Origin of the sequence: Polynucleobacter sp. JS-JIR-5-A7 (genome assembly GCF_018687935.1) — a bacterium.
Lineage (GTDB): Bacteria > Pseudomonadota > Gammaproteobacteria > Burkholderiales > Burkholderiaceae > Polynucleobacter.
The window spans coordinates 2,046,214-2,060,613 of the sequence record NZ_CP061308.1 but is presented as its reverse complement, the minus strand read 5'-3'; the positions used below and the strand labels follow the sequence as shown (position 1 = coordinate 2,060,613).

Sequence of the window (14,400 nt, the reverse complement as noted above, 5' to 3'; positions counted from 1 at the left end):
ATTTGTTGCAATTCATGTTTCTGTCGAAAGTACCCCCATTCTCAAGCTTGCGTTTACTTGCACTGATTTGGACAGGCGTAATTTCTGCGTGTGCAGTTGGGCCAGATTTTAAGCAACCAGAAGCACCCAAAACATCTTCGTATACCGAAGGCCCCTTATCTAAAAAACTCACTACTGCTCCTGGCGTTCCTGGTGGCACTGAGCAAGAGTTTGTCGAAGGTGCTGACATAGAGGCGCAGTGGTGGGAGTTATACAAGTCCCCTGAATTAGATGCTTTGATTAAAAAAGCTTTACAGCAAAATCCGAATTTAGGCGCAGCTGATGCAGCATTGCGCGCTGCCCAAGAAAATGTCAACGCTCAAATTGGTGGGCAATATTTTCCGGCGGTGAGTGTTGGCGGTGCTGCCACAAGGCAGCTTCAGCCTTCAGCAATCTACGGTATTCCTTATGGCTCAGATACTTACAACCTCTACAACACCTCGGTAAACGTGAGCTACAAACTGGATGTGTTTGGTGGCGCCCGCCGTGCGGTTGAGGGCGCAAGAGCTCAAGCAGAAGTTGCGCAGTATCAACTTGAAGGTGCCTATCTCTCTTTGACGGCGAACGTTGTCACTAGCGCTGTGAAAGAAGCAGCACTCCGTGCGCAACTTCAAGCTACGGAAGAAATTTTGAAAGCACAAACCAATCTTGCGGAAGTGACTGAAAAACAATTAGCCATTGGCACAGTATCTAAAGTAGACGTCACTTCACAGCGAACTTTAGTTTCAACTTCTCAGGTAGATCTTTTTAATTACGAAAGAAATTTAGCGTTTGCACGCAACCAGTTAGCGGTATTAGTGGGCGAGCTGCCTAGCAATGCCGCTATTACTCAGTTCGATCTCAGCAAATTACACCTACCAGAAAAATTACCTCTTTCGGTACCATCGAGCTTGGTGCGTCAACGTCCTGATGTGCGGGCAGCTGAGGCTCAGCTAAAGGCACAGAACGCATTTGTAGGGGTTGCTACGGCAAATTTATTGCCTCAATTTAATATTACGGGTTCCATTGGTTCTGCTGCGTTAACTTCAGCAGCTTTATTTGGGCCTAACTCAGCCTTATGGTCTATCGGTGGCGGTATTTTGCAGCCTCTGTTCCAAGGTGGGCAGCTATTAGCGCAGCGTCGTGGTGCGATTGCGAATTACGAGCAGGCAGCTTTTCAGTATCAAGCAACAGTATTAAGCGCCTTTCAAGAGGTTGCCAATGCATTACGCGCACTTGAGACGGGTGCGCAAGGACTGAAAGCAGCATCTGACGCCGAGCGCTATGCCTATGAAACATTGGACCTTGTACAGCAACAATATAAATTAGGAACAGCTAGTTACTTGGCGGTACTCTATTATCAAAACCAGTATCAACAGGCAAAAGTGAAATCGGTGGCTGCACAAGCAACGAGATTTTCTGATACAGCAGCATTATTTACAGCATTAGGCGGGGGCTGGTGGAATCGCGAAGGCCCCGCTTTCAAACCAAAAGCCATAGCGAATAAAGATCAAAATGAAACTTCTGGAAACAATTAAAAGCAAGTTGATTACCGCCATTCTTGCCGTATGGGCTTGGATGAAACTCAAAGCTGAGCAATGGAAATTACGGGATAAAGCTATCGCACTTTGGGAAAAAGCCAAAGCTTTCTATGCGCGCATGGGAGCTAAGTGGCGTGGTACTAAAGCCTATGCCAAGCTCATGGCGATGGAGCCACTTCAACGTCGTATGACGATCATGTTGTGTGCCGTTTTCTTATTGCTGGGTTTAATTTTTACTTTTAATCAATTGAAGACTTTCATGATTAAGTACTTCATCTCGGGAATGGGTTTGCCACCAGCAACCGTGTCGACGATGGTAGTAGGAAGCTCTGAATGGCAGCCCCAGTTGAGTAGCGTAGGTAATGTGCGCGCCTTCAGGGGTGTAGAGTTGAGCACTGAGATCGGTGGTCTGGTACAGACAGTACCGATTAAGTCTGGTCAAGATGTCAAAGAAGGCGAGCTATTGATTAAGCTCAATGATGCTTCAGATGTGGCACAGTTGAATTCCTTAAAAGCCATGGCAGACCTCGCTAAGGTGATTAATGAGCGGGATGCGCAACAATTAGTGATTCAGGCGATTAGTAAAAACGTATTTGATAGCAGCAAAGCTGACGCAAAATCTAAGCAGGCACAAGTAGAAGCGCAAGCAGCCTTAGTAGCCAAGAAAAATTTGAAGGCACCTTTTAGTGGGCGGGTCGGTATTGTTTCTATTAATCTAGGTCAGTACGTTAATTCTGGTGATAAGTTATTCACGCTGCAGACTTTAGACCCCATTTTTGTGGACTTCACATTGCCACAAAGCAATGCTGAACAGATTCAAGTTGGCCAAGATGTAGTGGTTACTACGGATGCATTTAAGGATGCAAGCTTTACTGGCAAGATTACGGCCGTGAGCCCGAAGGTGGATACCAATACCCGCAATATTCAAATTGAGGCGCAGATTGCTAATCCGGACAAGAAAGTGCTTCCAGGAATGTTTGCGAATGTGAATATTAAGCTTGGCGACCAAGTGAAGTTGCTAACGCTGCCACAAACTGCTGTGACTTATAACCCATATGGTTCAACAGTCTTCATTGCTAAAGATACTGGTAAGAAAGATAAAAAAGGTAAGCCCGCTTTAGAGGCACAACAAGTATTTGTGACTACCGGTAGTACTCGTGGCGATCAGGTGGCTATTCTCAAAGGTATTAATGAGGGCGATACCGTTGTAACGAGTGGTCAGCTCAAGCTAAAGAATGGCACGCCACTAATGATCAACAATAAGGTGCAACCTGCAAATTCACCTGATCCTAGACCTCAGGAATAAGTAGTCGATGAATTGGACGGACATATTCATTCGCAGGCCAGTACTCTCGCTGGTGGTGAGTGCGCTCGTACTGGCATTTGGTTTGAAGGCGATCGGGTCTCTCCCAGTTAATCAATATCCTCAAACACAAAATGCCATTGTTACCATTACCACTGCCTATTACGGTGCAGATCCTGAAACGATTGCTGGGTTTATAACGCAGCCCCTTGAGGCATCAATAGCACAGGCTCAAGGAATTGATTACTTATCTTCAACTAGTGTTAGTGGTGTATCTACTATTGTTGCTACCTTAAAGTTGAACTACAACTCTAATGCAGCATTGACACAGATTCAGACGCAAATTAGCGCAGTCAAAAATCAATTACCCCCGCAGGCACAACAGCCTGTTCTCACGGTGCAGGTAGGTCAATCTATCGCGGCAATGTACATGGGCTTTTATAGTGATCAGTTACCCAATAATGCGATCACAGATTATTTGTTGCGCGTAGTTAAGCCAAAGTTAGATTCCATCGAGGGTGTACAGAATGCCGAAATTACTGGCGGCAGAAAGTTTGCTTTACGCGCTTGGCTAGATCGTGAAAAGATGGCCGGTCTAGGAATAGGCGCAGATGACGTTTATAGCGCGATGTCTGCTAATAACTATTTATCAGCAGTGGGCAGCACCAAGGGCGATATGGTCTCTGTTGACTTAGTTGCTGGGACTGATCTTCATACCCTGGATGAGTTTCGCAAGTTAGTTGTTAAAAAAGATGGCATCAATATTGTCTATTTAGATCAGGTCGCCAATGTATCTTTGGGATCTGAAGACTACAACACGAATGTAGCGTTCAGTGGCAAGCAGTCGGTCTTTATTGCAATTAAAGTCGCACCGCAGGCCAACTTACTAGATGTTGCACAACGCGTAAGAGACGCCGTCCCTAATATTCAAAAGCAATTACCCATTGGCATGAATGGCAATATTGTTTATGACTCTACTAAATTTATTACTAGCTCGATTGATGAAGTAGTTACGACCTTGCTTGAAGCCTTGATCATTGTGACTTTGGTGATTTATCTCTTCTTGGGTAGCGTGCGCGCTGTTGCTGTGCCAGTAATTGCAATGCCACTCTCTTTGATTGGCACTTTCTTTTTGATGCAAGTTTTGGGCTATTCGATTAACTTGCTAACTCTTCTCGCCCTAGTGCTCGCAATCGGCTTAGTGGTTGATGATGCCATCATCGTCGTAGAAAACGTTGATAGGCATATGAAAGAGGGCAAGTCGCCTTTAGAAGCCTCTCTGATTGCTGCTCGCGAACTAGGCAGTCCTATTTTAGCGATGACCGTTGTCTTAATTGCGGTCTATATTCCGATTGGTTTCCAAGGTGGTCTCACAGGCGCGCTCTTTACTGAATTTGCTTTTACGCTGGCCAGCGCGGTTGCGGTATCAGGTTTAATTGCGTTGACTTTATCCCCGATGATGTGCTCGCGCATCTTTACTGAGGAGCAAGAGGCATCTTTATTCGTTAAAAAGATTGATCAGATTTTTGATAAGGTACATCACAGTTACCAGACTACTTTGCGTGATTTGTTGAGTACTTGGCAGGTCATTGTTGTGATGGGCGCCATTTTGTTGGGTGGTGTTGCTTACTTATATGCCACCGCTCGCGCAGAGCTCGCTCCTACCGAAGACCAAGGCATTGTTTTGATGCAGGCATCTGGTCCCCCGAACGCTACCGTGAATCAAATGCAAACCTATGCAGATCAAATTTATGCAATTGCTGCTGCTGAACCAGAATATGAGCAAGCGTTTCAGATCACCAGTCCAACCTCTAGCTTTGGTGGAATTTTGTTAAAAGATTGGAGTGAGCGCAGTCGTAATGCAACGAAGTTCCAACAAGACATGCAGCAAAAGTGGAATATGATTGCTGGCGCGCGCATAGCCGCATTTCAGTTCCCAGCATTACCGGGGGCCCAAGGCTTGCCAGTACAAGTCGTTATCAACACAACAGAGTCTTATGAGCAGTTGAATGATGTAGCGCAAGCGGTTTTAGATAAAGCGCGCCGTAGCAGTAATTTCTTCTTTGTAGATACTGATCTAAAGATCGACAAGCCACAAGACGTATTAGTGATTGATCGCGAAAAGGTGGCTGCCTTGGGAATGACACAGCAGCAAGTCGGCGCAGCATTATCTGCAGCCTTGGGTGGTGGTTATGTTAACTACTTCTCCGTTGCAGGCCGCTCTTATAAAGTGATTCCACAGGTGAAACAAGTTGATCGCTTGAATCCCGACCAGATTTTGGATTACTACATTCGTACACCAAGTGGCGCCATGATTCAGGCGCGCACGATTGCAAGTATTAAACAAAAAGTGGTTCCCCAATCGATTAATCACTTTCAGCAATTAAATTCGGCAACGATTTTTGGTGTGAGCACGCCCTTTATTTCTCAGGCGGATCTATTAGAGTACATGCGTCAAACTTTAAAAGAGGTTGCGCCAAATGGTTATGCCATGGACTACGCAGGTCCTTCTCGTCAATTTATGGCGGAGTCTGGCGGATTTCTAGTCACCATGTTCTTTGCGATTTTGATCGTGTTCTTGGTACTTGCTGCGCAGTTTGAAAGTTTCCGTGATCCGATTGTCATTCTCGTTTCTGTGCCGCTAGCACTCTTTGGGGCTCTCATCTTTATTAACCTCGGATTCACAACTTTGAATGTTTATACACAGGTCGGATTAGTTACGCTGATGGGTTTAATCAGCAAGCACGGTATCTTGATTGTAGAGTTTGCTAATGAATTACAAGAGGCAGGGCGAAGCAAGCTAGATGCGATTGTGGAGGCGAGTAGCGTGCGCTTAAGGCCGATCTTGATGACGACTGCCGCGATGGTTTTGGGAGTGGTGCCGCTAGTAATAGCTTCTGGTGCTGGTGCCGCAGGACGTCAATCAATGGGGATTGTGATCTTTACTGGCCTATCGATTGGTACCTTGTTCACTTTATTTGTCGTACCCGCAATGTATCTTTTCATGGGTGCAGATCACCACGAGAAGAAATTTAAGCAGGGATAAAGGTGGAAAGCTAAGCTAACTCAATATCACTTGCTGATGATATTGAGTTCCTTCTCTGCAAACTCTTGAAAGTGAGTTTCTGCTTGAAGTTGTTTTACCCAACGCTCAATGTTTTTGAGATCAGTGCGCAATCCAGTTTGCTTAGGGAAGGTCTCATTAAGCAATATCCAGCGATGCACACATAAGGCCAGCACAATATCGCCGATATGAAATTGCTTGCCGGAGCAGTAGGCTTGTGACTCCAGAGTTTGATCAAGCAAAGCAAATAATTGGTTGGTATCTTGGTACGCTTTTTGAATAGCTGCGTGATCACGCTCCGCTTCCGGAACTCTAGTGAGACCTAGAAAGGTGGGACGTAAAACTGGCCAAAGAGTGCCGACCTGCCAGTCCATCCATTTTTCAGAACCAAACTGAGACTTCACGTCTGATGGAAAGCGTTTATTTTTATCGTACTGCGCGGCCAGGTAGCGCATGATGGTATTCGATTCCCATAGCACGAGATCGCCATCTTCTAGTGTTGGCACAAGTCCATTAGGATTCAGCTTTAAGAATTCTGGTGAGCGAACGATGCCAAATTGAAGCCCTGCATCAATTCTTTCAAAACCAGACCCTTCTTTGAGTCCCAACTCAGCTAGACACCATAATACTTTTTGAACATTGATGGAACTTTTGCGACCCCATAAACGCATCATGGCATTTCCTTAGAAGTATTAATTAGTGTTAGCTAGTTTTGATCTCAGAAAAATCAAGACCAACAAATTTGCTGCGCGCGAAAATGAGCGGCTCTTTTTCAGGATGATTTTTTAATTGAATGACTTTGGCAACAATGATATTGTGATCCCCGCCGACGTGGACTGAGACTGTTTCGCACTCGTAATATGCGACGCAATGATCGATCTGAGTAAGACCACTAGCGGCAATTTTATGATCAAGCCCAGCAAACTGATCTACTTTTACAGTTGCAAAGTGCATCGCCAAGTTTTCTTGTGACCGCTCTAGGACATGAATGAGGTGCTTTTTGCCAACTTCCACCCAGGGCATGAGGCGCGAGTGTTTCTTGAGGCTCCACAAGATTAAGGGCGGCTCTAGAGATACTGTATTGAAAGAGCTAATCGTGATGCCGTGAGAATGTTGATTCTCATCAATACAGGTAATGACGGTAACCCCAGTCGCAAAAGAGGCAAAACCTTTGCGAAGCTCTTGTGAGGTAAACGGGGTCATCAACGACTTACTTTGCCTCTGCTGGGGCGATAGTAGTTCCTGGAATGGGAATCAATACTTCATTTTCTTCCGCCTTCACGCATTTAAAACGATATTCCTTGCCAGCCTTGGATAAGAAGCTGGCACCTTCATAAAAATCGCTCTTACAAGTCTTAGTCGCAAAATCCATCACGTCTTGTGGGTTCGCACTAGAGGTAATGAGGCGCATATTGCCCATAGACATATTGATTTGGGTAGAGTAGCACCCAGAGAGCATCAAACCAGAAATCGCGGTTAATAGTAGAATTTTTTTCATGGAAGCCTCCATAATTAGCAATGCTCGTTAGGATAAACCTATTAAGCAAAAGCTGTGGGGAATTGCCTCGTTTGAAAAGGAAGAGACATGTTTAAAGCAATATTGATTAATAAGGATGATCAGGGTTATCGAGCCGAATTGGGCCAGGCAGATGAGGCTAATCTCCCTGAGGGCGATGTGCGGGTAAGGGTCTTATATTCCACCCTCAATTACAAGGATGGTTTAGCGATTACCGGCAAAAGCCCAGTAGTGCGTAGTTTTCCAATGGTTCCGGGGATCGATTTTGCTGGCGAAGTGATAGAAAGCTCTAGCCCTGATTTTAAGACTGGTGACATGGTGCTTTTGAATGGCTGGGGGGTTGGTGAGGGGCATTGGGGTGGATTGGCTCAGCAGGCTAGGGTAAAGGCTGATTGGCTGATTCCTTTACCTAAAGGCTTTACCGCCAAACAAGCTTTAGCAATTGGCACTGCTGGGTATACCGCAATGCTGTGTGTCATGGCTTTGCAAAAGCATGGTCTCAAACCAAGTGATGGCGAGGTATTGGTAACGGGTGCTGCAGGTGGTGTAGGTAGTTTTGCCGTCCACTTGTTGAGTAAGCTGGGTTTCACGGTCGTTGCTAGTACAGGTCGAATAGCCGAAGCGGATTATTTGAAAAAACTAGGTGCTGCTGAAGTGATTGATCGTGCAACTTTGTCTGCACCAGGAAAACCTTTAGCTAAAGAACGTTGGGCGGCGGTATTAGATAGCGTTGGCAGTCATACTTTGGCTAACGCCTGTGCACAGACAAAGAGTAATGGCGCAGTCGCTGCCTGTGGTCTTGCGCAAGGCATGGATTTTCCATCCAGTGTTGCGCCATTTATTTTGCGTGGCGTCACTTTGTATGGCGTGAATAGCGTTACCGTCCCCCGTGAAAAACGAATTGCGGCTTATGAGCAACTTAGTAAGTTAGTGGATTTGAAAACGCTTGATGAAATTTCTCATGAAATTAATTTAGGCGAGTCACTTCAGTATGCTCAAGAGTTGATGGCGGGCAATGTGCGTGGACGTTTGATTGTAGACGTCAATAAGTAAAGTTTTTAAAAAGCGTTTATTGAACTATTGAGTAGCTTGAGGTTTGCGAGTTTCTAGTTGTGACCAAACCTTGAGTTTCTCTGCATTTGAAAGTTCTGACCAATCTGCGATTTCAGTAAGCGTGCGATAGCAACCTCGACAATACCCATTTTCAGGATTCATGTCGCACCAGTTGATACAAGGTGATGGTACTGTAGTCAAAGTAAGTCTAGATGTATTAGAAAAAACGAAAAAATAAATTCATGAGCACTCAAAAACAAACTGCTGCAGAAAGTGCACTCCATTATCCCTTAGGTGATCAGCTTCCACAGGCAGGGGAGTCTATTGAGGTAGCGCCTGGAGTGCGCTGGCTCAGAATGCGCCTGCCATTCGCATTGGACCATATTAATCTGTGGTTATTACGAGATGAAATTGATGGCATTGTCGGTTGGACCATCATAGATTGTGGCATTGCAAATGATGAAACTAAAGCCTCGTGGGAGCAGATTTTTGCGAGTCAATTAGAAGGTCTGCCGGTGCTAAGGGTCCTCGTGACTCACATGCATCCCGACCATGTTGGCTTGTCACAATGGCTGTGCGAAAAGTGGAAGGTGCCCCTATGGATTTCCATGACGGACTATTTAACGGCGCAGTGGTTAAGTTGCAAAGAAGGTGGCGCTGCTATTGGTGCACGCGCTGGTGGGGGCGGCTCAGCAGATCATTTTCAGAGGCATGGTTTAACTGCTCTAGAAGATCTAGAAAAAATTCGGGCGCGCTCAAATTACTACAGCAATATGGTTCCTGGCGTGCCTCGTCAATATCGCCGTATCCTCGATGGCGAATTGATTTTGATCGGTGGTCATTCTTGGCAGGTCATCATGGGTTACGGGCACGCACCGGAGCACGCATCGCTTTTTTGTAGAGCACTTGGCTTATTAATTTCTGGCGATATGTTGTTACCTCGCATCTCTACTAATGTCAGTGTTTATGATGCTGACCCGGATGCTGATCCACTAGGGCTTTACTTGCAATCCCTAGAAAAATATTTGCCCTTGCCTGATGAAACTTTGGTGCTTCCCTCGCATGGCAAACCGTTTACTGGCATGAAGCCTCGGATTGCACAACTCAATGCTCATCATGATGAGCGTCTAGCAGAGGCGCTTGGTGCCTGTCAAAAACCAGCAACTGCTTGTGAGATAGTGCCAGTTTTATTTAAGCGTGAATTAGATATTCATCAACTCACATTTGCAATGGGCGAGGCTATTGCGCATCTGAATTACCTACTTCGTCGAGGAAAGTTGGATCGCCAGCTTTGCGAGGACGGCGTGTTGAGGTTTTCCGCGGTTTCGCTTTCGGTTTAGCACTGGTTTTTTTAGTCTCAGGCTCTTCACGAGGCGTCGTGGCTGCAGCCCCGGCTGCTGATACGGCATCCCCAAAAGACTTCAAGGCCATCATCGTGGCGTGTTGTACCTCGAGACCTTGAATGGTTGACTTCAGAATATTCAAGTTAAGGTTGAGCCAATTCTCGACGCTTTTCAGGTCTTTAATGCGCTTCTCGAGCTCATCAATATCCATGCCTGGAAAAGCGGATCCAATCCCCCCGGCAGCCTTTGAGGTATCAGTAGTAAAGGGAAATTGCCCAGCTTGACCTGCTGCACCTTGGCCCCACATGGTTTTAAACATTTCTAGGCTTTGATTAAATTCTGGAATGGTTCCAAACATAGAGGCTCCGGGATAAATAAAAAGTGGCTTTTCCAATAGAATAAGGGATTCTAGAGATTAATCCCGGTTAAGCAATGCAATTTAATGGTTTGTCCCAGCCTTATACCCGTGGTCAGGCACTTCCTGATCTGCTGAAGCAGCGCATCCTGATATTGGATGGTGCAATGGGAACCATGATTCAGCAGTACAAGCTCAGTGAAGCAGATTACCGTGGGTTGCCTACTAATACCCGTTTTGCGGATCATCCAGGCGATATTAAGGGTAACAATGAACTCTTAGTACTGACTCAGCCACAAATTATTAGCAAGATCCATGAGCAATATTTGGATGCCGGTGCAGATATTATTGAAACGAACACATTTGGTGCAACTTCAGTAGCGCAAGAAGATTACAAAATGCCAGGTTTGGCACGGGAGATGAATGAAGTCTCTGCAAGGCTTGCGCGCGCTGCTTGTGAAAAATACAGTACACCTGAAAAGCCACGTTTTGCCGCAGGAGCAATTGGACCTACTCCAAAGACAGCCAGCATCTCTCCAGATGTGAATGACCCAGGCGCACGTAATGTGACCTTTGATGCTTTATGTGCCTCCTACCGTGAACAGATCGAAGGTCTATTTGCAGGCGGGGTCGATTTATTCTTAGTTGAAACTATATTCGATACTCTGAATGCAAAAGCGGCCCTGTTTGCGCTGGATGAATTTTTTGAAGAGACGGGTGAGCGCTTGCCAGTGATGATTTCTGGAACGGTCACTGATGCCTCTGGCCGCATTCTCTCTGGTCAAACAGTTGAAGCGTTCTGGAATAGTTTGCGCCACATCAAGCCACTAACATTTGGATTGAACTGTGCTCTCGGTGCTGCATTAATGCGCCCTTATATCGCAGAGCTTTCACGTATCTGCGATACAGCAGTGTCTTGCTACCCCAATGCAGGTCTACCAAATCCAATGAGCGACACGGGCTTTGATGAGACGCCTGATATCACATCAGGTCTAGTGGATGGTTTTGCAAAAGATGGCTTCGTGAATTTGGTCGGTGGTTGCTGTGGCACTACACCCGATCACATTCGGGCAATTGCTAATGCCGTTGCGAAGCGTAAACCGCGCGCGTTCTATCGTGAAAATGCAGAGGAATCAGCATGAGCAAGATAGATAAACAAACAATGCCAGCAATGAAACTTTCTGGCCTTGAGCCCTTCAATGTAACTTCTGCTGTCGGTTTCGTGAATATTGGTGAGCGTACTAACGTAACTGGATCTAAAGCATTTTCTCGGATGATTTTGAATAATCAATTTGATGAGGCGCTAGTAGTGGCTCGCCAGCAAGTTGAAAGCGGTGCTCAAGTCATTGATATCAATATGGATGAGGCCATGTTGGATTCAGAAGCGGCGATGACGCGCTTCTTAAATCTGATTGCCTCCGAGCCTGACATTGCTCGCGTGCCCATCATGATCGATTCTTCTAAGTGGAGTGTGATTGAAGCAGGGCTGAAATGTATTCAAGGGAAACCGATTGTGAATTCGATTTCCTTAAAAGAAGGCGAAGAATCTTTTCGTAAACAAGCTCGCTTGATCCGTCGCTATGGCGCTGCTTCGGTAGTGATGGCGTTTGATGAAGTCGGTCAAGCTGATACCTTTAAGCGCAAGACCGAGATTTGTCAGCGTTGCTACAGCATCTTAGTCAATGAAATCGGCTTTCCAGCCGAAGATATTATTTTTGATCCTAATATCTTTGCGATTGCCACGGGCATTGAAGAGCACGATAACTACGCAGTCGATTTTATTAACGCTACTCGCTGGATTAAAGAAAATCTGCCGGGCGCTAAGGTCAGTGGTGGCGTTTCGAATGTGAGCTTCTCTTTCCGCGGCAATGATCGAGTACGCGAGGCTATTCATACGGTATTCCTGTATCACGCTATCCAAGCAGGCATGGATATGGGCATCGTCAATGCTGGTCAATTAGGTGTCTATGCAGATTTAGATCCTGAGTTGCGTGAGCGCGTTGAAGATGTCGTGCTAAACCGCTTTAAAGATAAAGATGGCCAAACGCCAACTGAGAGATTGCTGGCTATTGCCGATCAATTCAAAGGCGATGGTACTAAGCAGATTGAGAACTTGGTCTGGCGCGATAACCTAGTGCGCGATCGTTTAACGCATGCTTTGGTTCATGGCATCACCACATTTATCGAAGAAGATACCGAAGAGCTGCGTGCGGAAATTATGGGCGCAGGCGGTAGGCCAATTGAGGTTATTGAAGGCCCTCTGATGGATGGTATGAACGTAGTTGGCGACTTATTCGGCGCCGGCAAAATGTTCTTGCCCCAGGTCGTAAAGAGCGCTCGTGTGATGAAACAAGCGGTTGCCATTCTGATTCCTTACATTGAAGAAGAAAAGCGTCAGCACATTGCTGCTGGTGGCGAAGCGAAAGCTAAGGGCAAGATCGTGATGGCTACCGTTAAAGGTGACGTCCATGATATTGGTAAAAATATTGTGACAGTAGTTCTGCAATGTAATAACTTTGAAGTGGCTAATATGGGTGTGATGGTACCCTGTGCAGAAATTCTGAAGCGTGCTAAAGAAGAAAATGCTGACATTGTTGGCTTATCAGGACTAATTACGCCATCACTTGAAGAGATGACTTATGTTGCGCAAGAGATGCAGCGCGATGATTATTTCCGTGAGCGTCAAATTCCTTTAATGATTGGTGGCGCTACTACTTCTCGTGTTCATACTGCCGTGAAGATTGCTCCGCATTATGATGGCCCGGTGGTTTATGTGCCAGACGCCTCGCGTTCGGTATCGGTTGCCTCAAGCTTGCTCTCTGATGAAAGTGCTAAGAAGTTTATTCAAGACTTGCGCGATGATTATGTCCGTATTCGTGAGCAACATGCCAACAAGAAGGCTGCCCCAACCATTTCCTTAGAAGCTGCTCGTAAAAATCGCGAGATGATTGATTGGTCTAGCTACGTTCCAGAAAAGCCAAAGTTTATTGGACGCCGCGTTTTTAAAAACTTTGCACTGAGTGATATTGCTAAATACATCGATTGGACACCATTCTTTCAAACTTGGGATTTAGCAGGAAAATTTCCGGCTATTTTGGATGATGAGGTAGTTGGAGTAGAGGCACGCAAAGTGCATGCCGATGCTCAGGCTATGTTGGATAAGTTGGTGAAGGGTCAATGGCTTCAAGCTGATGCTGTGGTCGCTTTTTACCCGGCCAATACAGTGGGTGATGATATTGTTTTATATAGCGATGAGGCTCGCCAACATCCATTATTTGTTTGGCACAATTTGCGCCAACAGTCTGAACGCCCAGTGGTCGATGGTGCGCGCAGACCTAATCGTTGTCTAGCAGATTACGTAGCGCCAAAAGATTCTGGTGTGGCTGACTATCTTGGCTGCTTCGCAGTGACTACTGGCCATGGTGTTGAAAAGAAAGTTGCTGAGTTTCAGGTAAAGCATGATGACTACAGTGCCATTATGTTGAAGGCTCTAGCAGATCGTTTGGCTGAAGCGTTTGCAGAACTAATGCACCATCGCGTGCGAACTGATTTGTGGGGCTATGCAACAGATGAGCTTTTAACCAACGATCAGATGATCAATGAAGAATATCGTGGTATTCGTCCAGCGCCAGGTTATCCTGCTTGCCCAGCGCATGAAGTAAAGCAGGACTTGCTAAGAGTGATTGGCTCTGAAGATATTGGCATGACTCTGACTGAGTCAATGGCGATGAATCCAGCTTCTAGTGTGAGCGGTTTTTATATGGCTCATCCAGATGCGCAATACTTTAATGTTGGAAAAATGAGTAGCGATCAAGTGGAGGATCTTGCTCAGCGTCGAGGGCAGTCTGTCGAAGATGTCCGCCGTCAATTAGCTAGCCTGATAGATTAAACGCCCCACATCACAGGCTCATTTTTGGCTTTTGCCTGTTTCATGAGCTCTAAAAAAGGATAAGCCCTTTGGCCAAGTCGGTCGGCCAACTTTGGCTTTTCAGTTTTTTCATTAGCCGGATTATTTTCCTTAGAGCGTTCTTCAAGGTCTTGAAGGATGGCTGTTTCCAAGGCTGTAATGAGAGTGGGGAGCTGTTCTTTAGTGAGGATCCCTCTGGGTTCCAGTGGCCGACCCAAAATATCAAAAATTCGCTGAGTCAGATCCGCCAGCATGATGACGTCCGGACCCGCTTTGGAGCGAAATTGATAGATCATTTTG

The 14,400-nt window shown here is 46.0% G+C and carries 13 protein-coding genes; 7 read left to right on the top strand and 6 right to left on the bottom strand.

The features are described 5' to 3' along the window. The first annotated feature begins 14 nt into the window (after positions 1 to 14). The 3 genes from AOC29_RS10720 (at position 15) to AOC29_RS10710 (ending at position 5,908) form a co-directional block, all read left to right on the top strand. Complete coding sequence (locus AOC29_RS10720; protein ID WP_215295972.1) at positions 15 to 1,556, top strand: efflux transporter outer membrane subunit; 1,542 nt, start codon at positions 15 to 17, stop codon at positions 1,554 to 1,556. Positions 1,557 to 1,725: 169 nt separating this feature from the next. Then, positions 1,726 to 2,865 (top strand): efflux RND transporter periplasmic adaptor subunit, encoded by a 1,140-nt coding sequence (locus tag AOC29_RS10715; protein WP_215297520.1) that lies wholly within the window; start codon positions 1,726 to 1,728, stop codon positions 2,863 to 2,865. A gap of 7 nt (positions 2,866 to 2,872) precedes the next feature. Continuing rightward, on the top strand, positions 2,873 to 5,908 hold the full coding sequence (locus tag AOC29_RS10710) for an efflux RND transporter permease subunit (RefSeq protein ID WP_215295971.1): 3,036 nt from the start codon (positions 2,873 to 2,875) through the stop codon (positions 5,906 to 5,908). Between the two features lie 26 nt (positions 5,909 to 5,934). Here AOC29_RS10710 and AOC29_RS10705 read toward each other — a convergent pair whose 3' ends face one another. From AOC29_RS10705 to AOC29_RS10695, 3 genes are read right to left on the bottom strand one after another with little or no spacing between them, the layout of a single operon-like run. After that, positions 5,935 to 6,600, bottom strand: a complete 666-nt coding sequence (locus tag AOC29_RS10705; RefSeq protein WP_215295970.1) for a glutathione S-transferase family protein — start codon at positions 6,598 to 6,600, stop codon at positions 5,935 to 5,937. 28 nt (positions 6,601 to 6,628) lie between these two features. After that, complete coding sequence (locus AOC29_RS10700) at positions 6,629 to 7,129, bottom strand: flavin reductase family protein (RefSeq protein WP_215295969.1); 501 nt, start codon at positions 7,127 to 7,129, stop codon at positions 6,629 to 6,631. 7 nt (positions 7,130 to 7,136) lie between these two features. Continuing rightward, positions 7,137 to 7,424: a hypothetical protein gene (locus AOC29_RS10695; RefSeq protein WP_215295968.1), complete on the bottom strand. Its 288-nt coding sequence runs from the start codon at positions 7,422 to 7,424 to the stop codon at positions 7,137 to 7,139. 87 nt (positions 7,425 to 7,511) lie between these two features. Here AOC29_RS10695 and AOC29_RS10690 point away from each other — a divergent pair, with 87 nt between their 5' ends. After that, positions 7,512 to 8,495, top strand: a complete 984-nt coding sequence (locus tag AOC29_RS10690; protein WP_215295967.1) for an MDR family oxidoreductase — start codon at positions 7,512 to 7,514, stop codon at positions 8,493 to 8,495. Between the two features lie 24 nt (positions 8,496 to 8,519). Here the strand turns inward: AOC29_RS10690 and AOC29_RS10685 are convergent, their stop codons facing one another. Then, on the bottom strand, positions 8,520 to 8,696 hold the full coding sequence (locus AOC29_RS10685) for a DUF1289 domain-containing protein (RefSeq protein WP_215295966.1): 177 nt from the start codon (positions 8,694 to 8,696) through the stop codon (positions 8,520 to 8,522). A 41-nt stretch (positions 8,697 to 8,737) separates the two neighbouring features. Between AOC29_RS10685 and AOC29_RS10680 the strand changes: the two genes are divergently transcribed. After that, complete coding sequence (locus tag AOC29_RS10680) at positions 8,738 to 9,835, top strand: MBL fold metallo-hydrolase (protein ID WP_215295965.1); 1,098 nt, start codon at positions 8,738 to 8,740, stop codon at positions 9,833 to 9,835. On the opposite strand, the gene AOC29_RS10675 is transcribed toward AOC29_RS10680, so the two are convergent. Beyond that, positions 9,735 to 10,232 carry a PhaM family polyhydroxyalkanoate granule multifunctional regulatory protein gene (locus AOC29_RS10675; RefSeq protein ID WP_251369997.1) on the bottom strand — a complete coding sequence of 166 codons (498 nt, stop codon included), beginning with the start codon at positions 10,230 to 10,232 and terminating at the stop codon, positions 9,735 to 9,737. The two genes, AOC29_RS10680 and AOC29_RS10675, sit on opposite strands and share 101 nt — an antisense overlap. Before the next feature lie 38 nt (positions 10,233 to 10,270). Here AOC29_RS10675 and AOC29_RS10670 point away from each other — a divergent pair, with 38 nt between their 5' ends. Together AOC29_RS10670 and metH are read left to right on the top strand one after the other, a co-directional pair. Further along, complete coding sequence (locus AOC29_RS10670; protein WP_215295964.1) at positions 10,271 to 11,335, top strand: homocysteine S-methyltransferase family protein; 1,065 nt, start codon at positions 10,271 to 10,273, stop codon at positions 11,333 to 11,335. After that, positions 11,332 to 14,082, top strand: a complete 2,751-nt coding sequence (metH, locus tag AOC29_RS10665; RefSeq protein ID WP_215295963.1) for a methionine synthase — start codon at positions 11,332 to 11,334, stop codon at positions 14,080 to 14,082. The genes AOC29_RS10670 and metH overlap by 4 nt, the downstream gene beginning before the upstream one ends. Here metH and AOC29_RS10660 read toward each other — a convergent pair. Beyond that, complete coding sequence (locus tag AOC29_RS10660) at positions 14,079 to 14,396, bottom strand: DUF1840 domain-containing protein (protein WP_215295962.1); 318 nt, start codon at positions 14,394 to 14,396, stop codon at positions 14,079 to 14,081. The genes metH and AOC29_RS10660 overlap by 4 nt on opposite strands. Between the last annotated feature and the right edge of the window lie 4 nt (positions 14,397 to 14,400).